The sequence below is a fragment of the Domibacillus sp. DTU_2020_1001157_1_SI_ALB_TIR_016 genome, from assembly GCF_032341995.1.
Taxonomy (GTDB): domain Bacteria; phylum Bacillota; class Bacilli; order Bacillales; family Domibacillaceae; genus Domibacillus; species Domibacillus indicus_A.
This window is the reverse complement of the sequence record NZ_CP135438.1, coordinates 1588322-1612859: the sequence shown is the minus strand read 5'-3', so window position 1 is coordinate 1612859 and position 24538 is coordinate 1588322. Positions and strand designations below refer to the sequence as shown.

General features: G+C 41.5%; 22 protein-coding genes. 15 read left to right on the top strand and 7 right to left on the bottom strand.

The window, feature by feature from the left end; all coding sequences use genetic code 11:
- The first annotated feature begins 61 nt into the window (after positions 1 to 61).
- The 6 genes from RRU94_RS07555 (at position 62) to RRU94_RS07530 (ending at position 6083) form a co-directional block, all read left to right on the top strand.
- On the top strand, positions 62 to 637 hold the full coding sequence (locus tag RRU94_RS07555; RefSeq protein WP_315691153.1) for a LysE family translocator: 576 nt from the start codon (positions 62 to 64) through the stop codon (positions 635 to 637).
- Positions 638 to 1220: 583 nt separating this feature from the next.
- Positions 1221 to 1607, top strand: a complete 387-nt coding sequence (locus RRU94_RS07550; RefSeq protein ID WP_315691152.1) for a MerR family transcriptional regulator — start codon at positions 1221 to 1223, stop codon at positions 1605 to 1607.
- Positions 1608 to 1645: 38 nt separating this feature from the next.
- On the top strand, positions 1646 to 2959 hold the full coding sequence (locus RRU94_RS07545) for a hemolysin family protein (protein ID WP_315691151.1): 1314 nt from the start codon (positions 1646 to 1648) through the stop codon (positions 2957 to 2959).
- 56 nt (positions 2960 to 3015) lie between these two features.
- Positions 3016 to 4338 (top strand): hemolysin family protein, encoded by a 1323-nt coding sequence (locus RRU94_RS07540; RefSeq protein ID WP_315691150.1) that lies wholly within the window; start codon positions 3016 to 3018, stop codon positions 4336 to 4338.
- 249 nt (positions 4339 to 4587) lie between these two features.
- Entirely contained in the window at positions 4588 to 5301 is a 714-nt protein-coding gene (locus RRU94_RS07535; RefSeq protein WP_315691149.1) for an ATP-binding cassette domain-containing protein, read from the top strand.
- Positions 5298 to 6083, top strand: coding sequence for an ABC transporter ATP-binding protein (locus RRU94_RS07530; protein WP_315691148.1), 786 nt, complete (start codon positions 5298 to 5300; stop codon positions 6081 to 6083). The genes RRU94_RS07535 and RRU94_RS07530 overlap by 4 nt, the downstream gene beginning before the upstream one ends.
- A 128-nt stretch (positions 6084 to 6211) precedes the next feature.
- Here the strand turns inward: RRU94_RS07530 and RRU94_RS07525 are convergent, their stop codons facing one another.
- Entirely contained in the window at positions 6212 to 7378 is a 1167-nt protein-coding gene (locus RRU94_RS07525; protein ID WP_315691147.1) for a Mur ligase family protein, read from the bottom strand.
- A gap of 809 nt (positions 7379 to 8187) precedes the next feature.
- Here RRU94_RS07525 and RRU94_RS07520 point away from each other — a divergent pair.
- The gene (locus tag RRU94_RS07520) at positions 8188 to 8328 is read left to right on the top strand and encodes a hypothetical protein (RefSeq protein WP_315691146.1); all 141 of its coding nucleotides are present in this window, start codon (positions 8188 to 8190) and stop codon (positions 8326 to 8328) included.
- A gap of 385 nt (positions 8329 to 8713) precedes the next feature.
- Here RRU94_RS07520 and RRU94_RS07515 read toward each other — a convergent pair whose 3' ends face one another.
- The gene (locus RRU94_RS07515) at positions 8714 to 9556 is read right to left on the bottom strand and encodes a manganese catalase (protein ID WP_315691145.1); all 843 of its coding nucleotides are present in this window, start codon (positions 9554 to 9556) and stop codon (positions 8714 to 8716) included.
- A 234-nt stretch (positions 9557 to 9790) separates the two neighbouring features.
- Between RRU94_RS07515 and RRU94_RS07510 the strand changes: the two genes are divergently transcribed.
- Positions 9791 to 10105 carry a hypothetical protein gene (locus tag RRU94_RS07510; RefSeq protein WP_315691144.1) on the top strand — a complete coding sequence of 105 codons (315 nt, stop codon included), beginning with the start codon at positions 9791 to 9793 and terminating at the stop codon, positions 10103 to 10105.
- A gap of 182 nt (positions 10106 to 10287) precedes the next feature.
- On the opposite strand, the gene RRU94_RS07505 is transcribed toward RRU94_RS07510, so the two are convergent.
- Positions 10288 to 10695 (bottom strand): YndM family protein, encoded by a 408-nt coding sequence (locus RRU94_RS07505; protein ID WP_315691143.1) that lies wholly within the window; start codon positions 10693 to 10695, stop codon positions 10288 to 10290.
- 433 nt (positions 10696 to 11128) lie between these two features.
- Entirely contained in the window at positions 11129 to 11569 is a 441-nt protein-coding gene (locus tag RRU94_RS07500; RefSeq protein ID WP_251272225.1) for a hypothetical protein, read from the bottom strand.
- 220 nt (positions 11570 to 11789) lie between these two features.
- On the opposite strand from RRU94_RS07500, the gene RRU94_RS07495 reads away from it, so the two are divergent.
- Positions 11790 to 12062 (top strand): hypothetical protein, encoded by a 273-nt coding sequence (locus RRU94_RS07495; RefSeq protein ID WP_315691142.1) that lies wholly within the window; start codon positions 11790 to 11792, stop codon positions 12060 to 12062.
- 750 nt (positions 12063 to 12812) lie between these two features.
- Here the strand turns inward: RRU94_RS07495 and RRU94_RS07490 are convergent.
- Positions 12813 to 13706, bottom strand: coding sequence for a C39 family peptidase (locus RRU94_RS07490; RefSeq protein WP_315691141.1), 894 nt, complete (start codon positions 13704 to 13706; stop codon positions 12813 to 12815).
- Between the two features lie 586 nt (positions 13707 to 14292).
- On the opposite strand from RRU94_RS07490, the gene RRU94_RS07485 reads away from it, so the two are divergent.
- On the top strand, positions 14293 to 15687 hold the full coding sequence (locus RRU94_RS07485; RefSeq protein WP_315691140.1) for an amino acid permease: 1395 nt from the start codon (positions 14293 to 14295) through the stop codon (positions 15685 to 15687).
- A gap of 61 nt (positions 15688 to 15748) precedes the next feature.
- Here RRU94_RS07485 and RRU94_RS07480 read toward each other — a convergent pair whose 3' ends face one another.
- Positions 15749 to 17563, bottom strand: coding sequence for a LysM peptidoglycan-binding domain-containing protein (locus tag RRU94_RS07480; RefSeq protein ID WP_315691139.1), 1815 nt, complete (start codon positions 17561 to 17563; stop codon positions 15749 to 15751).
- A 347-nt stretch (positions 17564 to 17910) separates the two neighbouring features.
- Between RRU94_RS07480 and RRU94_RS07475 the strand changes: the two genes are divergently transcribed.
- Positions 17911 to 18663: a TerC family protein gene (locus RRU94_RS07475; protein ID WP_251272220.1), complete on the top strand. Its 753-nt coding sequence runs from the start codon at positions 17911 to 17913 to the stop codon at positions 18661 to 18663.
- A gap of 165 nt (positions 18664 to 18828) precedes the next feature.
- On the opposite strand, the gene tnpB is transcribed toward RRU94_RS07475, so the two are convergent.
- Positions 18829 to 19956, bottom strand: coding sequence for an IS200/IS605 family element RNA-guided endonuclease TnpB (gene tnpB, locus RRU94_RS07470; RefSeq protein ID WP_410492939.1), 1128 nt, complete (start codon positions 19954 to 19956; stop codon positions 18829 to 18831).
- A gap of 214 nt (positions 19957 to 20170) precedes the next feature.
- Between tnpB and RRU94_RS25675 the strand changes: the two genes are divergently transcribed.
- The 4 genes from RRU94_RS25675 to RRU94_RS07455 all read left to right on the top strand — a co-directional run bounded on the left by RRU94_RS25675 (position 20171) and on the right by RRU94_RS07455 (position 24355).
- Positions 20171 to 20368 carry a DUF6980 family protein gene (locus RRU94_RS25675; protein ID WP_410492938.1) on the top strand — a complete coding sequence of 66 codons (198 nt, stop codon included), beginning with the start codon at positions 20171 to 20173 and terminating at the stop codon, positions 20366 to 20368.
- Positions 20369 to 20584: 216 nt separating this feature from the next.
- The gene (locus RRU94_RS07465; protein ID WP_315691138.1) at positions 20585 to 21568 is read left to right on the top strand and encodes an S-layer homology domain-containing protein; all 984 of its coding nucleotides are present in this window, start codon (positions 20585 to 20587) and stop codon (positions 21566 to 21568) included.
- A 272-nt stretch (positions 21569 to 21840) separates the two neighbouring features.
- Positions 21841 to 22617, top strand: a complete 777-nt coding sequence (locus RRU94_RS07460) for a WecB/TagA/CpsF family glycosyltransferase (RefSeq protein ID WP_315691137.1) — start codon at positions 21841 to 21843, stop codon at positions 22615 to 22617.
- 190 nt (positions 22618 to 22807) lie between these two features.
- Entirely contained in the window at positions 22808 to 24355 is a 1548-nt protein-coding gene (locus RRU94_RS07455) for a glycosyltransferase family 2 protein (protein ID WP_315691136.1), read from the top strand.
- The last annotated feature ends 183 nt before the right edge of the window (positions 24356 to 24538 follow it).

Genomic DNA, 24538 nt, shown 5'->3' with positions numbered 1-24538 from the left:
ATACTACAATGAATCACGAAACGTATTCAACTTTTTTTATCGAGAGGAGAGATAAACCAAAATGAATATGACAGCATTCCTTTCTTATATTATCATCACATCTATTACCCCGGGACCGAGTAATATTTTGGTTATGAATGAAGCAAGAAGGTTTGGGTGGAAAGGATCCATACCGTTCAATATTGGCATTATTTCAGGTTTTATTATTCTTGGAATCGTAACATCATTTTTAACGACAAGTCTTTATGAGTGGTTACCTATGATAGAGCCTTACTTTAAAGTGGTCGGTGCGGCGTATTTATTGTATCTAGCATGGAAAATTGGTTTTTCTAAAAAAAGCAAAGAGCAGGAGACGCATAGCCAATCTTCTTTTTTTTCAGGTTTGTTTTTTCAAATTCTTAATGTCAAAAGCATCTTGTATTTTTTAACAGCGATGTCCACGTTCATCCTGCCTTATCATGATTCGAACGCATCTGCATTCTTTTTCATGTGTGTCACCATAGGCATAGGCTGTGCGGCGTTGTTATTGTGGGCTTCATTTGGCTCGGCTTTTAAAAAGATATTTGCGAAATACGATAAAATCATAAATATAATCATGTGTTTGTTACTCGTTTATTCAGCTATTACCATTTTTTAAAGGAAAGAGCCGTCTTACATGGAATGGTGCCAAAACTGAGGGGCCGCACTTGTTTTTAGAGCAAGGGTGATAGGAAGAAAAGAGATCGACTTTGTTGATATAAATGGGATTTAACTACTTTTAATATATTTATCTACTAAAGAACGCCCCCTAATCCTTAAAATATTTAATATATTATTTCTAGCAGAAACGTCCAACCCTGATTTAGCAGGATTGGACGCTTTTTTATTTCTACAAAAAGAACCGTGAAAATTATGGATGTTTTAAATACTGGTGTACTTATTATAGAAGATTCACAAGCAGTTGAATCCATTAATTTATAAATTTATATCCTGCCCAATAAACCTCCACAAGCAAATTCAGGATCACAATCAGAATAACAAGAGCAAATTCCATGTATCATTCCTTTTTATGAGCTGGCCATTTCTATTTTTGTCTAAATCATGAACTTCTCTTTCTTTTTTTAAAATATGAAACCAAAATCAGAACCATAACGTAGTACTGTATAGTTACCCAGCATTAGATGAAGGCCGCGTAACTTTCAAACTCTTAATAAGGAGGCGTGTAAATTGGGAAGGCGTTATTGCGTATTGGCGAAGTGGCGAAACTAAGCGGGCTGTCGTCTCGGACGATTGATTATTATACACAGTGCGGATTGCTGGCTGTAAAGCGTTCTTCAGCAAATTACCGCCTGTATTCAAAAGATGTGCTGCAAACATTAGAAAGAATAAAGTTATTGAAAAACCATCGATTGTCCATTGAAGAAATTAAACAGGCGCTTCAAGAGTCAAAGAATCAGGAGATTGAGTCCATTCTATATGAAGTGCAGGATAAAATTGAATGCCTGGAAAAAAAACTAGCGGCATTGGAAGAAAAATTAAAAGACGCGCCGCAGGATGAGAGAAAGCGGGTGCGTTGTATGCTTGAACAAAAACTAGCAGACGTGATGAGCCTGTTAACGATGCTGTGACTATTTTTGGAGGTGAATCCCTCATTAGGGGGAAATAATTGGACATTACAACAACGATTAATTTGTTTTTGCTTGTGCTTCTGCTCGGATTAACGGCTTTCTTTGTGGCAGTAGAATTTGCGGTTGTAAAAATCCGTCTATCGCGCATTGATCAGCTGATTGCAGAAGGAAATAAAAAGGCTGTCCTGGCAAAAAAAGTGGCTGGCGACCTTGATTATTATTTATCAGCCTGTCAGCTTGGAATTACAATGACAGCGCTTGGACTAGGAGCCCTTGGTAAACCGGCTATAGAGCAGCTTCTTTACCCTGTTTTTGATTATTTCAACGTATCGGAAACAGCCGCTTCCGTTTTATCGTATGTGATTGCGTATACAATCGTTACGTTTCTTCACGTTGTTCTTGGAGAGATGGCGCCAAAGACACTGGCGATTCAGTTTTCTGAAAGAACAACTCTGCTGCTAGCGCCGCCGCTGTACTGGTTCGGAAAAATCATGTATCCGTTTATTCGGGCGCTTAACGGAACCTCACGCGTTCTTCTTCGCGGTTTTGGCGTACAGCCAGCCGGGCATGATGAAACGTATTCAGAGGATGAACTGCGGATCATTATGGCTCAGAGCGTACAGGGCGGTGAAATTGGAGCAAACGAACTGACCTACATGGAAAATGTATTTTCATTTGATGAGCGGGTGGCCAAAGATGTCATGGTCCCAAGAACATCGATTGTAGCGCTTGATAAAAGCATGGGCCATCGAGACATTATAAAGGTGCTGGTTGAAAACAATTATACGCGCTATCCAGTAACAGAAGGAGAAGATAAAGACCGGATCATCGGGTTCGTAAATGTGAAGAAAATGCTGACACACATTGCGGCAGGACGAGACCGTAAGCTTGAAGAATTTGTCCGTGAGCTGCCGCTTGTACATGAAGTAACGAAATTGCAGGAAGCGCTTGTGAAAATGCAGAGTGCCCGCGTGCATATGGCGCTCGTGATCGATGAATATGGCGGCACAGCTGGTATTTTAACGATGGAAGATATTCTAGAAGAGCTCGTTGGTGAAATCCGCGATGAATTCGATGCAGATGAAGTACCGGATATCCGCAAAAAAGGCGAACATCAATACCTTATTAACGGCCGGGTACTTTTGCGGGACTTGGAAGAGCGGTTTGGTATTCAGTTTGAAGGACGTGAAGAGGTAGATACGATTGGCGGGTGGATTCAATTTCAAAAAGTTGATCTTGTTCAGCATGGTGATACCGTAGAACAAGCCGGAAGAACCTGGACCGTGTCAGAGATGGACCAGTACCAAATTAAAGAAGTAACACTCAGCCAAGAAGATTTTAAAGACGAATAAACGCCCGATTACGGGGCAAACACTCAGGAGGTGAGTCCCCTGTTTAGGGGAACCAATTGGACGGAACGATAATAATAAACTTGTTTTTAGCAGCGCTTATGATTGTGCTGACAGCATTTTTCGTAGGAGCTGAATTTGCGATTTTAAAGGTACGTATGTCACGGATTGACCAGCTGATCGCAGAAGGAAATAAAAAAGCAGTTCTTGCCAAAAAAGTAACCAATGATTTAGATTATTACCTGTCTGCCTGCCAGCTGGGAATTACGATTACAGCGCTCGTTCTTGGCTCACTCGGTGAACCGACGGTCGAGAAAATGCTGCATCCGGTATTTGATCAGCTGAAATTGTCCGAGACATTATCTACGGTGCTGTCTTATGTGATCGCGCTGTCCATCGTTACCTTTTTACACGTTGTAATCGGAGAGCTCGCTCCGAAAACACTCGCGATTCAGTTTGCCGAGAAAATGACCCTTTTCCTGGCACCGGCGCTTTACTGGTTCGGCCGGGTGATGTTTCCGTTTATCCGGATTTTAAATGGAGCAGCCCGTTTGTTCCTACGGCTTTTTGGCGTAGAACCGGCTGGGCATGATCATGCACACTCAGAAGAAGAGCTGAAGCTGATTATGCAGCAAAGCTATAAAAGCGGTGAAATTAATAAAACAGAGCTTGCTTATTTGCAAAACTTCTTTACATTTGATGACCGTGTGATCAAGGATATTATGGTTCCGAGACTGCAAATGGTGACACTCGAGAAGAACCTTACTTTTGAACAGTTAATCGCCGTGTTGGATGAACATGAATATACGCGATATCCGGTCACAGATGGGCACGATAAAGACCAGGTTATCGGTTTTATCAATACAAAAGAGATGATGACAAATATCGCAGCCGGACAGGAGCGCGAAATGGACGCATTTATTCACAGCATGCCGCGCTTTCATGAAGCGACCCCGATTCAATCTGTGCTGCTCAATATGCAGCAAAGCCGGGTACACATGGCTCTCGTAACAGATGAATATGGGGGAACAGCCGGCCTTGTAACAATGGAAGATATATTAGAAGAAATTGTCGGTGAAATCCGTGATGAATATGACGTGGACGAACAGCCCGATATTTTAGAAAAAAGCAAGGAAGAATATGAAGTAAACGGACGTGTGCTGCTTGCAGACTTGGAAGAGCGGTTCAATCTGGCATTTCCGGACGCTCATGATGTCGATACCATTGGCGGCTGGATTCAAATTCAAACGCCTGCTTTGCCTGAAGAAGGAGCCACAATTGCCCTTCACTCTCATCTGTTCAAAATTTTAGAGATAGAAAACTATCAAGTAAAGAAGATTATCCTCCACTTAAATGCAGCGCCTGCAGCCTTCAATTCTTAAATCAGAAGCATGATTCCTAACAGGAATCATGCTTTTTTGTTGTCCGTGTTTTAAATGAAATTCGATATGTCCCCTTTGCCTGATTTCTAAAATACGGAGACACATTATGTTAGTATAAAGTGTCCGTGGTTTTTTACATTATATTTTCATTCAGTTTGCGGTCATCTAAAATAGATGCGTACATATTGATTGAAAGTTATTAGATTCAAACAGATTGTTCATCATTTTAAAAAGGATTTGATAAGCAGTATGGAACAACCTTTATTGAAAGTGGAGAACATAGAAATTTCTCGTCTCAAAGCCGACCGGGCCAAACCGCTCGTTCGAGATGTGTCATTTGAACTGTACGAGGGAGAAATGGTCGCATTAACAGGACCGAGCGGCTGTGGGAAAAGTATAACTGCTCATGCACTGGCTGGGATGCTTGAAAAGAGCTGTATGGTCACCAATGGACGCATTTATTATAAAGGACAGTCTATTATGTGCAATGATGAAGCAGGCTGGCAGCAGCTGCGCGGCCGGGAAATTGCGCTTTTGATCCAGCACTCGCTTAACGGGTTAGATCCAATTCGTACGGTAAAAAAGCAAATGGTCGAGACACTGAACCAAACAAAAAAGCGGTCTAAAAAAGAAGCCGCAGCCTGCCTGCATTCACTTTTAACGCAAGTCGGTTTTACGGAGCCGGAAGCCATTTTATCTGCTTATCCGTTTGAACTCAGCGGAGGCATGCGCCAGCGTGTGCTGCTGGCTATGATGCTGAGCCTGGAGCCTAAACTTTTAATTGCCGATGAACCGACTACCGCGCTCGATGTCATTAATCGGGAAAAGGTATTAAGGCTTTTTAAAAAGCTTCAAGCCGAATTAGGGCTGACAATTTTGCTTATTTCCCATGATCACAATAGTGTAAGCCGATTTGCTGACCGGGTCGTGCAGATGAAAGAAGGAGAGCTGGTGCATACATGATTCTTGAACTTCAAAATGTCACAAAGGAATACACGAAGCGGAGAGGGCTGTTTAAGCCAGCCGCTTCGTTTAAAGCGGTTCATGGAGTCAGCTTCTCCATTGCAAAAGGAGAGAGCATGGGACTTGTGGGTGAAAGCGGCTGCGGAAAAAGCACGCTGGCCAAGCTGATTATGAATATGGAATTTCCTACATCGGGACAAATTAAAGTAAAAGGACAGCCGGTTGGCAGAAGAGGGAAAGACACATACTTATACAAGCATGCTCAGCTTGTTCTGCAGGATTCCTCTTCTTCTTTATATCCGGGTATGTGTGTAAGAGAGGTACTGGAAGAGCCTTTACGGAACTTTCATTCTTTCGATAAAGAAGGTCGTTTAGCGGCATGCAGGGAACTGCTCGATTTAGTGGACCTTGATGCTTCTTTTTTGTCTCGATATCCGCACGAGCTGAGCGGGGGACAGAAGCAGCGGGTTTGTATCGCGAAAGCATTAGCTGCCCGGCCGGATTTAATTATCTTTGATGAATCAATCGCGAGCCTTGACCCGCCTTCACAAAACGCAATTGTTCGTATGCTGAAGCAGGTTCAAAAACAGCAGCAAATCGCCTTCTTATTTATTACGCATGACCTTCAATCGGCCGAGCAGCTTTGTGACCGCATCATGGTCATGTATGAAGGAGAAATTGTTGAAACCGTTCAACCAGGGAACCACCAGAGCTTCGTTCATCCTTATACCCGCTTGCTTTTTCAGTCACAGCTAAATGAAAAAGCTGAACAGTTTATTTAGCTGCCAGCGAAAAAGGACCATGTATAATGAATTTTTCACAGAAAAGGTAAAGTCCATTGTTTAAGGAATTTACCTTTTCCAATGAACCCTAATAGTGAGCCTCACTAAAAATCAAGAAGGGATACTTTTCATTTTTTCAGGTAGTTAATAAAGTGTTTAAATGCTTTATCATTCCCCCCCGTTTTAAAGTACACCACATCATTTGGCTGCAGCAGCTTGTCAAAATAACGGATGATGTCTTCGGGGTCAGAAGAATGATACACATCTTCTTTGTTCATTCCGAATGCAACCGCGGCTTTCCCTATATCTTTAGCAAGGGAGCCTTTTGTAATCAGTTTGTTTATTCCCAACTCGACTAATAATTTTCCCACTTTTTGATACTCTGTATCTGCATAATTGCCAAGTGCAGCAATTCTGCCTAAAACCGCTATTTTCCTTTGAGACGGCAGCGAGATTTCGTGGAAAGTCCGTAATCCGCTTTCTAAAGAAGCTGGATTTGACTTCCATGTATCATCAATGATAGTGGTGTCATTTCGGCCTTCAACGAGTTGAAAATGAGATTTTAAAGGTGGAAAGGATTCCAGTCTTTTGATGGCAGTATCCATGTCCATTCCTAATTCTACAGCCACTGCAATAGAAGCGGCTGCATTATATACATTATGGCTTCCCAGTCCTGGAACAGTCCCTTTAAATTCCTTGTTGTTATGAGTGATCTTATATTTCATGTTGTTTTTGTCGAAACGAATATCCTTAATTTGAAATTGTGCATCCTTCCCTTTACCAAATGTTACGATTTTTCCCCGGTAGTTAGAGAAATCCATAGAGGAAATGTGTTCATCATCAAGATTAATGATTAATGTCCCTTTATAACCCAGCCCTTCTATTAACTTTGCTTTTTCTGCTTTATAATTTTCAAATCGACGGATTTTATCTGTATGATCTACACCAATCATAGTCATGACACCAATAGTGGGGAAGAAATAACTGCAGGCTTTCATCATGTCCCCGCGCTTTGACACGGCTGTCTCAAAAACAGCAACATCTGTATTTTCATCAATGCCCAGCAGATAGGGAAGATGAAAACATCTAGCATTTTTATTGGAAATGGAAGCTTGAACGGTGAAATCATTTTGGAGAATGTGTTTGATCATTTCTTTCGTAGTGGTTTTACCACAGGTGCCAGTTATGGCTGCAACAGGGATATTAAACAAATGCCGGTAATAAGAAGTGAATTTGAGGAAAGCTTCCGTTACATCGGCAACCATTATAATTTGATCGGGATGTAATTTTTCCATATTTAAAAAAGGCTCATCCGTCACAATATAGAAGTGGTGATATTTTTTTAAGCGTTCACCGTTCAGTTTTCTGCCTTTTTTTACACGGAAATAAACGGTATTGTTTTCCGCTTCATAAAGCTCACGAGTCACATGTACAATGGGCACTTTCATTTGTGCTTGATTTGGTTTCATTCCCATTACTTGCAATATGTCCTCTAAAAGTAACGTTTTCAAGCTGCCACTCCCTTTCAGTACCGATTATTGAAGGAGATTTTCAGCTCCCTTGTTTTTTTACCACTCAAATCAAACTGTTATCTCCATAAAAAAAGCAGTTTCCTGTAATAAAGAGGAGCCTGCATCAACATTAAGGACGGACCGTTATCGCAGTCAGAGCAACGGGAACACTTGATATTTAGACATTGTTCAAGGTTTTTAATAAGGAAAATAAATCCTTTTCATTATCTATGCATTTACATTAGTACTACAATCTGGAGGGATCTATTCCTTTTAAATGAGCAGCTTTTCCTTGCTCAAAAACAAAAAATCAGCAGAAGTGATGGTGAACGAATCGAAGGAGTTTAGGGGGGAACCATGAAGATTACGCTAGCTGCTTTAGTGGAAAAGCCTGATTTAAAACCCGGCGAATTGAAAGATAAGCTGGTAGAGAGAGCAGAAAAGTTAAGTGGGAAATTTATCTGCTGTTGAATACAAGTAGATGAATCTACAACGTGTCAAAGGTTGAATGGAGTGCAGACTGGTACAGGAAATTGCTCAAGGAATAGGATTAAATTTATCTAACTTCGCATAATAACCTTGAGGTGAATATGATGGCTGAATTAGACATGTTCAAATGCCCAAGCTGCAAATGGGAAGGCCAGTTTGAGGAAACAGAATTGGATGAAAGAGTAACAGAAGATGGTTCTTACTGGGAGCATTATTGCCCTAAATGCAAAACAGTCATTGGTTAGGCATCCTATAGGATGCTTTTTTTATGAAATCAAAACGCTGTCTCCTGAATGCCGGGATCTATGGAACCAGCAGATAAAAAGCCGTTGCTTATCTTTACTTAACAGACATTAATCCAGAATACTAGAGCGTTTTATTGCTCATCTAGATGCTTACTCTCAACTCCTTGTTTAAAGGTATAAAAGCTTAGATATAAAATCTCTAGCTTGTTCATCAATTAAACTTGTTATTCTTTTGAACTACCGCCCACTTAGCAAGCTTGATGTGGGGGTGTTCTCGCCAAAGATGATAAAATAAGGAGATAAAACGAAAAACAAAAGGTACTCTGTTTAGTACCTTTTGTCAACAGCCTGCTTTCTAACTTTGTCTATACCCTGTGTTATTCTGTCATTTAGAAGAAACTTTTTTAGCATCTAAATCGTGATGGAGAGCTGGAGAGGGGATCTCCGGATTAGGGATCTGTCCTTTTGAAGATGGATTTGCCAGATAGACATAATCTCCTGTTCCATCCGGTGCACTTCCTGTGGCCCATAGACCTGTAGAAGAAGCTGTTCCTTCAGAAAGATCCCAGAATTCATACGCGTGAGGCTGTGCTTCCTGCTCCGCCTCAGCAGGGAATGAGGCAGGCACCACTACGCCATTTTTCTCTTCAAGTTCCTGTATAGCCGCCATCCACTGATATTGATGATAACGGTCACGTGCCAACATTTTCCGGAATACGGCACGAACGTCCTCGTCTTTCGTCATATGGTAAAGACGTGCAACCTGCAGTCGCCCTTGAGATTCAGCGTGCAGGTTGGAGCGCATATCAGCCAGCAGGTTGCCGCTCGCTACAATATAAGCACCATTCCACGGCACACCATTTGAATTGGTCGGCAGGCCGCCCAGCCCGCTGACAAGCAGATGCTGCGGATTGATACCGCCCATGATAGCAGCAATAGCTGGATCTTCCGCTGCTTCAGCCTGTGCTTCTGGCGATGCCCCGTCTAGAAGCTGGCTGATCAGAGCGCAAAGCATTTCGACATGGCCGATTTCTTCTGTACCGATATCCATCAGCATATCCTTATATTTTTCTTCTCCACGGCAGTTAAACCCTTGAAAGAGATATTGCATCATGACAGTCATTTCCCCAAACTGGCCGCCGAGCACCTCTTGAATCTGGCGGGCAAGCATTGGATCGGGACGTTCAACCTTTACCTCGAACTGAAGTTCTTTTTGATGGCGGAACATAATGAATCCTCCTTTTAAATATGAGTTTTTCCCTTTCTTTTCTTACCTTTCTCTTGTTACCCACATTTTGGTGGAATCAACCATTTTTGTAAAAGGCTAAATAGGGTTAAAAATAAACATTTCTTTTAATACGGTTCATTCAAGAGGAACGCTCATATTTGAGAAATCCTAATCAAAGGTAAAGGAAAATAAAACTTGTTTATTGAATTAAAACTAAAAGGAGTTGGATAAACAATGGGCTTTTACGAAAAAAGGTATGACTTAAAGAACATTGTGATAAGAGAGACCGGGGAAATGGTTGAATTTGACGGGGGTACTTTACACGTTTATAAAGGCAGTGAAAGACAAAGATGGGAAGTTAAATTATCAAATGTCAAGAATCATAAAATATTCGACGATTCGATATTAGAAGAAAAAGGATACATTGATTTTGAACTCAAAAGTATTGAAAATGATGAATTTAAAGGAACTGCGTTCGTTTCAGACTTTGACCCGGACTCTCGTGGAACCAAAATTATGTTAACGGGTATAGGGGAGTTAATTGGATAGAAGTCATATGGCATCTTATAACTAAAAAACTTCTTTTGGATCGAGAAGAATTGTACGGTATTTAATCGTCATTAATTTCAGTAAACTTTAAAATATTAAAATTTTTTAGAATCAGCTGAAAAATAACCGAAGAAAAGCCCCGGATAAAAAATCCGGGGCTTTTCTATGCTGCTTTTAGCCGATTAAGCTTCATAGTGCGAGTGTTTTTCACGGAAGACATGATCATCCAGGTATTTATGGAAGAACCATTCACCCGCTGCAATAATGAGTGCTGAAAGAAAAGCAGCTGACAACACGTCACCGTCGTTAATGAAAAGAGCTTTTCCCATTAGCCAAACGACTAGAAAAGCTAACACAGCGTCTGATACTGTTGCGATCGTATTGCGTTTTACGTAGTCTGAGCTCGGTCCATGATTGTCACCGGTTCTGCGGAACAGAAGCAGATCGCCAAGGATATAGGCTACGATGGTGAGCACAAGACTAATCAGAAGTGTATCCCCGAACTCACCATCATAAATACCAGTAAGAACGATGCCCAAAACAACCGCAATCATGACAAATTTGATCAAAATCGCTTTTACGTGTTCCAAGGTAAACACCTCCTTTAGTGGTTGTGCTCAATTTATACCCGGGGGATAAAAGCGTAAACAATTTTTGCTTTTTTATGCGTTAAAACCCCACTTTTTTCCTAGTGAATCTCGTTTTCTTTTATTTTGAAAAAGCGGACGTATTCTACTAATTTAAATTCCTGATATCTGATAAAAGAAAAAAACGAACAATCTCTCAAATACGCTGCCGCCGCCATGCTGCGGGAATCCCTTAGGCGCATTAGGTGATTTTGAAAAAATTATAAAACCAGCACAGAAGCGGGTCCAACTGCTCTGGTTCTTGTATGTATGATGTCACGTCTATTTTTCAAAATAGGAGAATCCATTTTGATCAGTCCTTTTCAAAATGGACTCTTTTTGTTTTACACAAGAGGTAACATTATCAGGAATTTTGATTAAATGGCACTTTGATTACTTACACTGCATCCGTCTGGATCGGCGTGTTGTCTGTTGACATATGAGTTAATCCTTTTTCTGCCTTCAAGGACATAAAGAAACAAAGCAGGGAGAGCGGAGCACAGGACCAAACAACCATATATCCTCCATAAGAGTAAATGGTAAAAAAGATAAAGCTGATACTCAACAGGTAAAGAGAAAAAGCGAAATACATAATCATGCACCCCTTGTAAAAGGCAGCACGTTCATTCATTTGTGCTTCTTTTTTGCCGAGTTCTTTATGATGACGGTTAAAGGAATGGACAGAAGACAGGAGCAAAACTGCAAAAACAGGCAGGATATAAGCATATATATCAGGCTGTTGCAGACACACATACAAGCTGACTAAAAGAGACAATCCAGCAAAAGTTAAAAGGGAGGCCACATCGTAAAGGCCCGGGTTTTGTTTGGAATGGTTCATAGCATCTTTTCCTTTCTTTGTTATGTCACTGCTTTTATATTTTGTCCCGATTTTCATTTGTTCATAACTTTGTCACATTTTCACAAACATTTTTGTATAAAAGGATCAAAAAAATGGAGGAGTTACAAAAGAATATAAGGAGAACAAGCAATAAAAGAGCTGAAAAGTGGATATAATGCAGAGAAAGCGCTTTATATTTTCTTTATAGGAGCAGAGTAAAATGAATATTACAATCGATGAAGCACTTATTATTATTAATGAAGAATTATTAAACCAAAAGCCGTCCAGTTACAGAATTGAACGAAAAGATCATTATCCTAAGATAAGGGAAAATGATGTGCTGGCCAGCCTCGGCTGTTTAGGAACTGAGCTAAAAAAATCCGGTATTGTTCCTTTTCAAGATGCTGGTTACCTGCATCTTTTGCGGCTGGCTGAGCAGAAATTTGAAGTAGAGTTTCACTTTGGGGGAATGAAGCTGCCGAAAGAAGTATAATTCTGGCTGGACGGTTTCGATTCTCCCATCTACTGGGCTGGGCCAGGTCATTAAGATGCCTGTTTTTCTTTATAATTCAAAAAAACAGGCCTGAAACGAACAAAGCATAAAGAAAAATCCAACCAAAATGCCAGTAAACTAGGGGAGGAACAGCCGTAATAGTATCATCCATGATCCTGATATCCAGAGAAAGTTGAAGTGGCAGCATCAGCCGGATAAGACCTTTTGTATCTACAATCGAGTTTTTTAACATAACTATGGAAATGGATCTAATCAAAATAGAAAGAACGCCCCACCACGTATTTTCCCTTTTTTGACGATCCCCCGTTTAAAAAACGCACAAAGCGCAATGGATAGTGTGGACAAGCTGAAGTACACTAAAAAGCTAAAATACACAACTTAAGAATTCTCATCGTGAGATCAGAAGGATTAACGCTTGTGGGGTTTTAGCTGTCAGAGTGTCAAAGCGTTTAATACAAAGGAATTCGATTCAATCAGGGAATTCCTCAATATAACAGCTTCCGGATCAAACCTGTTCATCATGTTGACCAGGCCAATTTCTAAGTAATGGCCGAAGTTTTCAAGTGATTATAATAATAAAACTTCACTTTGCTGAAGGGGGAGATCTCTTGTATATGCCTTATTTAGCTGGTGACCAAACACCTGTTTCAATTTCGGGAAGAACCGGACAGAAAACCCCTTAAGCACAAAATGGACATCGCCCTTTGCTTGAGGGGTTCGGTATTCGTTTTACTTTAAGCTGATCGCTTGTTTCCCCATTTGTTCCCACGCAGCAATAAAAGCGGCTTTGTTTGATTTATTATTTTTGATTCCTGTCAGCGGGTCATTAAAATAAATATAGTTTTCATCAAAGCCTGTCACCAGTACAGAGTGCTCTCTATACGTAATTTCCACCGGTCCATCTGGTGTTTCCCACGTCCGAAATTCTTCTTCTCCTAACACATCGAATGTAGCGTTCGTAATAATCCAGACCGTTTTGTTGTCTTTGAGTTTGTTGATGATACTGTCAAAGCTTTCCCCGGTGATGTTTTCTACTTTGCCGGGAAGATAGCGCTCAGCCAATTCGAAAATCGGCTCATTATACACGCCGTATCCCGGTGTTTCAAAGGAGTACATGTCACCAACAAAACCCGTATGGGGGTTGCCAAAATAGGTTTTTCCATTTTGCTTCGTCATTGGTGTAAGGTCTCTTTTAATTTCTTTGGCAAGCGTCATCTTATCCGCGTTCACACCCGCATCCTGAAGCAGCATAGCGAGACTCGTCACTTCACATCCCCGCGGCAGTTCAGGCATTTGATTGATTAAAGGGGCATCCAGAATTTTTTCTGTCACATTCGCTTCTGTGCTTACATTCGCCTGTTTTTGCTCAGGATCTGTTGATTCTTTAGGCCGTTCTTCCTGGATGGCTTTCTCGGGCTCTGCTTGTCCGAAGGAAGAAACGGCCTGGCTGATATCTTCTTTATACAAATTGAGGTTGTATACACAAAGAACGACGAACAGCATGAGTGATAAAAAGGAATAAATAAGAAGTGGTTTGGCGGGCTTTAAAAACCTGTTTTTTACATAAGCTGCTGCAAAAATAAGTGTCATGGCACCTGTGCCAAAAAGAAGGGTAACCTCCATTGTTCAAACTCCTATAATTCGATGCCGAAAAAACAACACGGCATCTTTTATTTTTAAACCGTACTTCCTGCTTTTTTGGCCGAATGATTTCGTTAGCTTCCAAGAAACAATAAGAAAAAATAGCTAAAAGGAAGCAGGAAGAGATTGATATCTAATCATATTCTACCATAAACTGGTCAGAACGTTCATTGATTGATCACTTTTCATACGGAACATATAAGCGTCGGCGGGTTATATTCAGGAAATATCTGCATGGAATAGGGGGAGGGGAGTGGGAATAAAGTCCTTTGTTGTATAGGTGAAAACCAAATGAGTAATTTCTTTGTCAGAAAATATGACGATATGGCTTTACAACGAAAGAAATTTATTTATAATCATAGTAACAAGTTAAACAGATTTGTTTAAACTTTATTTTATTTAACAGAATTGTTTAAAATTAGTTTAGCGGATTTGTTTAAACTGTCCTCAGTCTTTCCAAAATTTCATCGTTTGCTAAATTAAAAGATCAAAGGGAATGGCTGAACTAAGAAAGAAAGCGCTTACGTATTTTTGCCATCTGTTTCTATATTTAAAGGAGAGTGAGAAGATGAACCATTCACCAACAGAGTTAAAGAAAGATTTAAAGATTCGGCATATCACCATGATTTCTTTAGGTGGAATCATTGGAGCCGGATTGTTTGTAGGAAGCGGCTCACTTATTAATATGGCAGGCCCTGCTTCAATCTTTTCTTACGCCCTGGCAGGCCTGCTTGTCATTTTGGTTATGCGCATGCTGGGAGAAATGTCGATGGTCAACCCATCAAGCGGCTCATTTGCGACCTATGCTAGAGAAGCACTCGGTCCCTGGGCAGGCTATACAATCGGCTGGCTGTATTGGTTTTTCTGGGTAATCGTAATCGCTGTTGAAGCCATTGCCGGTGCAAACATTATTCAATATTGGTTCCCGTCTTTGCCAAGCTGGTCCGTCAGTTTGATCCTGACTTTCTTGTTAACATTGACAAACTTGTACTCTGTTAAATCGTTTGGAGAATTTGAGTATTGGTTCTCATTAATCAAAGTGGTCAGCATTGGGCTGTTTTTAATTCTCGGTGGAGCCATTATCTTTGGGCTTTTCCCAGGCGTTGAATCACCGGGTACATCTAATCTTATACACCAAGGCGGCTTTTTCCCGAATGGAATCAGCGCTATTTTCCTAGGCATTACCCTTGTGATGTTTTCATTTATGGGAAGCGAAATTGTTGCAACAGCTGCAGGAGAGACGCCGGATCCTGAAAAAGCGATTACTGTAGCTACCAATAGTGTCATTTACCGTATTCTTATTTTTTATCTTGGCTCTATTCTTGTACTGGTAACGCTTCTTCCGTGGAATTCCCAGGATCTTTTGAAAAGTCCGTTTGTATCTGTACTGGAAATGGTCAATATTCCAGCTGCAGCACAAATTATGAACTTTATCGTACTCACTGCTGTGCTTTCCTGCTTGAATTCCGGCCTTTATACAAGTTCACGGATGCTGCTTACAATGGCGCAAAACGGAGACGCGCCTCGCATGTTCTTAAAAATTAATAAAAAAGGCGTGCCCGTTCAGGCGATCTTAGGCTGTACCGTTATTTCCTATATCAGTGTGGCATTCAATTATCTGTCCCCGGATAAAATCTTTCTTTTCTTAGTAAACGCTTCCGGGGGAGTAGCGCTGCTTGTTTATCTTGTTATTGCTTTTTCACAGCTGCGCATGAGACGCAAATATGAGAAAGAAAACCCAGGCGCGCTGCGCATCAGAATGTGGCTGTTTCCATATTTGACATACGCGACCATTATAGCGATTTCGACTATTTTTATCGCGATGGCATTTATTGATTCTCTTCGATCGCAGTTCTTCTTGACACTGTTGATCGCGGTTTTAGTTGTCGGCTCTTTCTTTGTGAAAAGAAACTCACGGTCAGCAGATGCCGTTTCAAAAGAAAAAAAGCAAATGACCATTTAAAAACAGAATGCAAGAAAGAAAAGGAGCGAGTCCAAACCATTTGGACTCGCTCCTTTATTTTTTATAGAAATCGAAGCGACGTACTTAATTGATTTACATGCTGCTGATCAGCCCAGAGAATAAAATAGTTGTAAGTCGTTCCTTCAATCTGCACCGGCTTTGGATAGCGGACAATCAAAGCGGCCTGCCCATTCATTTCCGAAGGCTGGTCCTCTGATGGGAAAATCAAGCAGGCTTCCTGCTGCTGGATTTTTGTATGAATGATTCTAGGCGCGGAGCCGTATGGCTGTAACGGGTGAAAGGCTTCGTTACGGCAGACTTCATGAATCGCTTCCTCTGAAGCAATAGCAGATATTTGAAAGAAACCGTCTGGGCCTTCATACCGCTCATCGCTTACTTTTTTCCAATGGGAAGGGTATTGAAACTGAACACGATAGGCAGAATTCGTAAATGTTTTTGTCAGCGGCAAACGTGGCGCAGGAGACCATTGTAAAGCAGTAATAAAAGCCCCTTTTACAAGCTGGATTGGAACGGGGTGCTGGATATCTACCACCCACATCTCATCCGCGATTTCCTCAGTGCTGCATCCTGACAGATAAGCAACTTTTCGGCCGTTTGGCGACCATGTGACAGGAGTGGCAAAGCAATTAGAAAGAGCTTTTGTTCGGTCGTTTTCTCCTTGTTTTCCAGACGTTCGAATTAATGAAAAATACCCGGCTTCTTCAAAGGCAGTAGCACTGTAAGCAATCGTTGATGAATCAGGGGACCATACCGGAAAATAGTTTTTCGCAAGCGGTCCGCCTTTTATTTCAAATATTCTGCCTGTAGAGAGTTCCAGCGTATAAATCAGAGAGATACTGACACCAGGAGTGGTGAATAGGACGTAGGCTTCATCAGGAGAAAGGCGTATATTGTGAAGCGGTCCGCCAGTGTTTTGGGTAATTTGGTGTTTACGTGAGCTGTCGCTTCTTATACGGTAAAGCTGGCTCGTTCCCGATGCATCCGGCGCTTGAAACAGCAGCTCGGTTCCGTCTGCAAACCATTGGACATCGGTCGCGCCAGGCTCATTTATTTTTTGGGGTTGATGGGTGGAAAGAGGGTATAAGACAATTTGATTTTGATTTGTATACGCTAGCGTTTGGCTGTCCGGTGACCAACTGAGGTAAATGCCCAGCCCTTCTTCAAATTGATCAATACGGGAAACGGTCCTCTCCATTAAATGAATAACATAGAGAATGTTATTTTTTCCGACAAAAGCAATTTTCTGACTGTCTGGTGACCAGAAGGGGATTGAAAAAGCTTCTCCTAACCCTGTGGTTACCCGTACACTTTCCCCGTTGTTTGGGTTATAAAGCCATATGTCATACGTTCCTTCACGATTAGAGGTGTAGGCAATAAAGCCATCATCGCCCGGAGGCGCATAAGGGATACGTAGTCTCATCCCAGGCAGCAGTGTCTCAGATGGAAGATTATTTGCTTTTCGGATCAGCTCTGTATTAATGCGTCCTCCTGTTACCACGTTAAACCGCCTGGAAATGTCAAATAACGTATCTCCAGGCTGTACAACATAATAAGGTGCACCCTGGGGGACTTGTAGCAATTGTCCGACTTGAATCGTATAAGGAGGATGAAGCTGATTGGCTTCAATAATCAACGATTGCGGAACGCCGAAAAATTGGGCAATGCCGAAAACGGTATCCCCGGGCTCAACGCGAATCATATCAACACCGGGAGGAACAGAAAGCTGCTGCCCGACATAAATCGTATAAGGCGCCTTTAAGTGGCTGGCAGCGATTAGGGACTCAAGCGGCAGCTGCCATCGCCTTGCGAGCTGATAAAGCGTGTCTCCAGGGCGGACTGTGTAAAAACGCTGCATCCTAGACCCTCCCATTTTTATTTTTCAAATCAGTTTAGCGTATTACAAACACGAGAAAAAAGTGCTTGTCCTTGATCCGTTCATGCTGAATTAGATAAAAGGATAGATCTTTCTGCTTGGCAGTTCGTTTGATACATATGGGAACAGGCACAATCCTGCTATTCAATAAATGAACAATGTGTGAAAAGTATCTGTTTCAGGTTTAATGCTTTCTCGATCGGTCATATGAAAAGGGTATGTATATTTATATGAAAAATTTTCCGTGAACCATTTCACAAATAATGTGTTTTATACTAAAATTTAAAAGTGTTTAAACTATTTTCATAGGTTATTATAAGGAGGGAATTATGGACACGTCTTTGTTGTTAGAGTATGGATGGATTTTAATTGTTTTAATCCTTCTAGAAGGTGTTCTATCGGCTGATAACGCCCTGGTTTTAGCGGTCATGGCTAAAAACCTGCCGGCAGAGCAGCAGAAAAAAGCGATTAATATAGGGCTGATGTTAGCTTTTGTATTCAGGATTGGAGCGATTTTTCTTATTTCGTTTCTTTTCCATGTTTGGCAGGTACAGGCTATCGGAGCTGCTTATTTAATTTTTATTGCTTTAAAACACCTGCTTAAAAAGAATAAGGGTCACGAAAAAGAAAAGAAAGTGAAAAGCTACCGCGCAACAGTGGCACAAATTGCATTAGCGGATATCGCCTTTGCGATCGATTCGATTTTAGCAGCTGTAGCACTGGTTCTGGCTTTGCCCGATACACCGATCGGTGCTATTGGCGGTATGGATGGCGCCAAGTTTATTGTCATTGTTCTTGGGGCGCTTGCTGGCCTGATCGTCATTAAATTTGCAGCCGGGTTTTTCGTGGAGTTACTTGTTAAGCGTCCAAGCCTTGAAACGGCAGCAATGGTGCTGGTAGGCTGGGTTGGGGTCAAGCTGTTGATGCATACCCTTGCACACCCGGCGGTACATCTCATTTCTCATGATTTTGTTGAAGGGCCTATTTGGAAAACAATTTTCTGGTCCGTAATGGTTCTGATTGCTTTAGGCGGCTGGTTTTTATCTAAAGGGCAGCCTGAAAAGCTTAAAAGCGGGAACTAATAATTTGAATTACCCCCAGTTACTCACTACGTTCGTTGAACATGGGCGATTCCTAAGTACAGGAACCTATCGGCCCCTAATTCATTAGGCTACACCCGTCACTCCGACGGTTGGCAGTACGAACGACTTTGCAGCAAGTCTCCTGCGGAAAATCAAATTGTGTGACTAAACCATGGCTAAATCATGGATATTCCGGGCAGCATTGATGTCCGCGTTTTCGGAATGACCGCAGGAAACGCAAATAAATGCCGCTTGTGTTCGACGGTTTTCCTTCGCTGTATGCCCGCATGAATGGCATCTTTGGGAGGTGTGGCGAGGATCAACCGCGATCACCTTCTTGCCGTACCATTTCGCTTTGTATTCCAGCATCGTGCGGAATTCCGACCAGGAAACTTCGCTGATTGCTTTGGATAATGTATGGTTCTTCAGCATATTTGATACTTTCAGGTCCTCAATCCCGATGATATCGTGGTTTTTGATGATCTCGGTCGTGATTTTCTGCAAGTAATCAGTCCGTGCGTTCGCAATCTGTTCATGAATACGTGCCACTTTCATACGCTGTTTTTGTACATTTTTCGCTTTTGATAAAGGTTTTTTTTGCTGAATCGCCAGGCGCTGGCGGCGGGAAAGAATGCGCTGTACTTTGGCCAGCTTTTCTTCTAACGCTCTAAAAAACGTTGGATTTTTGTATACTTTCCCATTCGAGAGAATGGCAAAGTCTTTTAAGCCAACATCAATCCCAACGGTGGAATCTGTTTTGGGCAGGTCTTTCACCGCTGTTTCAACAAGCAAAGAAACGAAGTACTTTCCGGAAGGGTTTTTCCGTACCGTTGCGTTTAAAATACGGCCTTGCACGTCACGGCTGTTCGCAAAACGAACCCAGCCCAGCTTAGGCAGTTTCATGCGATTACCCAAAATGCTTACCTCCGGAAGCTGATTCTTTTTTTCAATATTTGTCGTGTAGGACTGCACTTTATTTTTCTTACTTTTAAATCGTGGAGCCTTGTTTTGCTTCTTGAGGAAACGGTCAAAGGAATCAGCCAGGTTTTTCAAGGATGATTGCAGGGAATGTGAATCAACTTCTTGAAGCCAATCTAGTTCTTTCTTGAGTTTGGTAAGCTGGGAAGAACAGGCACTGTACGATAAGCCTTTTCCGGTTGTTTGATAGTTTTCGTTCCATAAGGAAAGGAAGCGGTTGAACACAAAACGCGAGCAGCCGATGGTTTTCGCAATCAGCACTTCTTGTTCTTTGGTTGGATATAGGCGAAAGCGATAGGCTTTGTTCACCAGCATTCTACTCACCTCGTTTAGTAACTATAATACAAATTATACCAAAATCAAGGCAAAACTAAACACGTTTGCTTCGCAAAACTGACATTCACCCCACCGCTTATTTCTGGGCTGCGCCCTTGACGAAATGGCAGCGGGGGTATTCTTTCAGTAAAATCTGATAGAAAATGACAGGAACCAATCTCACAGTTTAATTAAAAAATAGGATGTGGAGCAAATGAAAACCTATTGCTGTGAAGACATGAAGTATCATGCTTCTTTTAAATGTAATGTTCATGAAAATCCCTTCGACTGTCCTGATCAGCTTGTCTACTGTGATAAGGATGGCAGGGAGTTTGGAATCATTATTCACGACGGGGGCAGCTCGGTTATTGCAATTCAATATTGTCCTTGGTGTGGGAGCGATTTAGATTAGATACAAATAGGGTTTCCTATTTATTATGGAAAATGATAAACATAGAAGATTATATTTACTATAAATGAAGTTAATTCCATTATATTCGCAGAGTTGATTGTAGATTATCCAACTTAAGGATACTCATACAATATTATCTGTCTCTCTACCTATTTACTGTATTTTTGGAAAGTGCTAGAATCATTTTAATAAATTTGCAGAATAGGAGATACCCCTTTGAAAAAACTTTCTTTATTTACGGCTGCCACAGCCACTACAGTAGCGATTTCTAGTTTAGCCGTTCCAGCGAGCGCGGAGTCCAGCCATCCTTTTACGGATGTAGGAAGCCGGTACGATGAAGCGGTCAGCTTTTTATATGACAATGAAGTAGTTAATGGGATTTCAGCTACAAAATTCGGTACGAGCCAAACATTAACACGGGGCGATGCGGCGGTTATTTTAGCCAATATGCTTATGCTTGATACAGAAAGCGCACCAGACGCCGGGTTTAAAGATTTAAATCCGCGTGTAAAAGGATCGGTTAACGCACTTGCTGAAATCGGGGTGATTTCAGGCGTAACCAAGACGGAATTCAAGCCGGAATTGTCTCTCAGCCGCGGTGCAATGGCTAAATTCCTTGTAACGGCATTTGAGCTGGAGGATTATGCAGAACAGACACCATTTACGGATGTTGGCGGCGTATTCAAGCCTTATGTTGAAGCTCTTTACGGAACAGGAGTTACATCAGGCAAGACGAGCACATCATACGGCACGAACTTAAATATTACGCGCGGCGAATTTGCCAATTTATTATATGGAACGTATGTCTTTGTTGTTGAAAATTCTTATTTCCCAGTGGTTGCAAATGTACAAGTGACTTCGGCCACACAAACGAAAATTAATCTGACAGAAGCGGTGCCGACAGACTATACAGCAGCTGATGTAGCAGCATACCTGTATTTCAGTGTTCAGTACAGCGATGGAAGTGTAGAAGAATTCGAACCTGCTTCTTATTCTCTTACAGATGACCGCAAAGCTTTAATGATTAACCATACAGGTGTATCCTTAACCGGCAAAAAAGGAACGATGATCGTTGAAGACTTTGAATCTGAAGCAAAAGCAGCGTTTGATTTCACAGCTGTGAAGACAACTTCAAGTGCAAATGCGGATTCTTCATTTGCACACACAGCAGGTCTTCCTGCAACGAAAGCAGCAGAATAAGCAGATAAAAAAGCCCAAACGATTTGGGCTTTTTTTATTTGTCTAAAACGGTACTGAACCGTGAAAGGAGCATAGTTTTTCATCAAAAAAGTGTGCAGGCAGTCTTTCTTTAAGAGCAACTGCTGCCCATACCCTTAAGAACCGCCTGTCCAGCTGGATGGGCGGTTTTTTTTATCTCAAAAGTAGATGACAGCCTTTGAGACATATTTTGCAGGCGTTTAGCCAATACTATCGGCTACAAATACGAAATTTATTCAAAGGGTGGGTTTTTGGTGCTGAAAATTTTATCTGTTCCGTTTGCGGAAAATAACATGACTGAAGCAGTATGCTGGACGAACGAAAGAATGGAAAAAGCTCTTCCAACTTTTATTGTAACGGCCAATCCGGAAATCGTCATGAAAGCCAGGAAGGATTCAAGCTTTTATGAAGTGATTTCTGCTGCTGATATGATTACACCCGATGGCATCGGTATTATCTATGCGTCTAAAATATTAGGATATTCCTTAAAAGAGCGAGTGGGGGGGTATGATATGATTCATGCCCTGCTTGAGCACAGGGAACATACAGGCGCGGCCACAAAATTGTTCTTGCTCGGAAGTACGGAAGACGTAGTAGCAGCTGCGGGCGAGAAACTAACAGAATTATACGGCCATGCTCAGGTTATGGGTACACACCACGGCTATTTTGAAAAAGACTCCGACGAGGAACGTCTCATTGTAGAACGGATCTCCCGTGAGAAACCGGATCTTTTATTAGTCGGTGCGGGTAACCCGAAGCAGGAGGAATTTATTCATCGGTTTAAAAATGAACTCGGTGCGACGGTTATGATTGGTGTCGGCGGCAGTTTTGATATTTTATCGGGGCGAATCTGCAGAGCACCTGAATTGTTTCGGAAATTAGGATTAGAATGGTTTTACCGCCTCTTATGTGAGCCGAAAAGAATAAAAAGACAAATGGTTCTGCCTGTTTTTGCCCTTCAAGTATTTGTAGAAAGAGTACGGCGCGGCAGCGGAGCTGTAGAGGTGAAATCGACAAAGACGAGGGTGTAAAGATCCCGAGTCAGCCACTAAATTAGGGCTTTCAAATAAATCCTTGCACACGATATGAATAAATGTACCGATTTATGTCTACAAAATAAATAATTGCCGGTATGGCTGCCATTCCTTCCAGCCGTCAATGGTGGCGGTCTTTGAAAGAAGCCTGAAGGTAAAAATATTAGTAGAAAGATAAGGTGGTTTTATGGGTAGTGTATCGTGGATTTACAATGTAATAAAATTTCCGAAAACTCGTTCCTTTGACTATAACGCGGACGGTTATTATGAAGTGGAAAACAAACAGGGCAGAAAAGCCAATCAAACGAAAGTATCTGTGGTCACGCCGGTTTATAATGCAGAAAAGTATTTAAGGAAAACGATCGACTCGGTTATCAACCAAACAATAGGATTTCAACACATTGAGTACCTCCTGGTTGATGATTGTTCAACGGATTCCTCCAGAAAGATCCTGTTAGAGTATGCTGCTAAATATGATAACATTCGGGCTGTTTTTCTCAAATGCAATACAGGAACGCCCGGCCAGCCGCGCAATCTAGGGATTCAACTCTCTACTTCCAAGTACATTACTTTTCTGGATGCAGATGACTGGCTTGAACCTTCTGGCTTGGAAACACTGCATGATATTTTAGAGAAAACAGGCGATGACTATGTGGTAGGAAGAACGATACAGCTGAAGACAAATGGATCCAAAATTGTAGGAGAGCATGAATCCTGCAAAGAACGGAGAAATATATCTCCTTACTCGATTCCCCATATATTTCAGCACTTAGGGCCGCGGGCGAGGATGGTCAGAGCCAGCGTTATTAAAGATAATGGAATCGTTTTTCCGGAAATGAAATTTGCAGAAGATAAACAGTTTTTTATGGATGTCTTAATTCACTGCAATACGATTTCAACGACAAAAGCACCCATTTATTATTTGAATCGGCTTGATGACAATAATGCTTCGCTGACAAAACAAACGAATATTATGCAAAAAACAGACAGCAATATAAAGGTGATTCATTATATCATCAGTAAAAAGTTAGAGCCTGATAAAGAGAAGATGCTGCTCAATCGATTATATGAATTTGATTCGATTACGCGATTGTTTAATACGGGCCATTTTCAAAAAACGAAATTGAAGGCACTGTACTATAATAAATTTAATGAAATACTGAAAACGACAGAAGGGCTGCGCTATGAGGTCTCTGACAACTTTTTTCACCCGTTAAATAAAATTGCTTATGAGCTTTTTAAAGAAGGAAAAACGAAGCAGCTTGAAAAGCTTTTTGAATGGGAGAAAAAAGAGAAGGTAAAGCCTGTGCTGATTAAAGACAACCTTCCTTATCATGTAGCCCCGTTTCTTGAAGAAAAATACCGCTATATACGGGTGCCGATGCTGGCCATTTTTAAAGAAGACCGGTTTTATGATAACGAGTATTGCCTGGACTTTAACGTATACGGTGATTATGTTGATCAAATTACCGATGTGATCATCAGGGACCGAGAAGATGTGAATAGAGAATATTCCATTCCTGTTCAAGTGGATCAGGACGGACGTGGAAAGCTGGAAGTAAGCCTTGATCTATTAAACCAGCTGCCGTCAGCGGGCTATGCGATGTTCCTGCGCTATAATGACTACCACAAAATCAATATTAGAAAACTCAATGAAAACCAAATTCGCTATGAAAATCGTGACTTTACTTTTTACACGACCATTCATTCGAATATCGGACTAAAAGTAAAATAACTCAAAAAGAACCGGTTTTGGATAACCGGTTCTTTCAGTGTGTAGATAAAGGCTTTTGCTTTTGAAAAAGAGCCGATAAGTGAAGCCTGCCGGACTTCGCGTTCCACGGGCAGTGCGGGAGCCTCCTCGGCTGTGCCTGCGGGGTCTCCCGACTCACTGTACTTCCCGCAGGAGTCTTCGTCC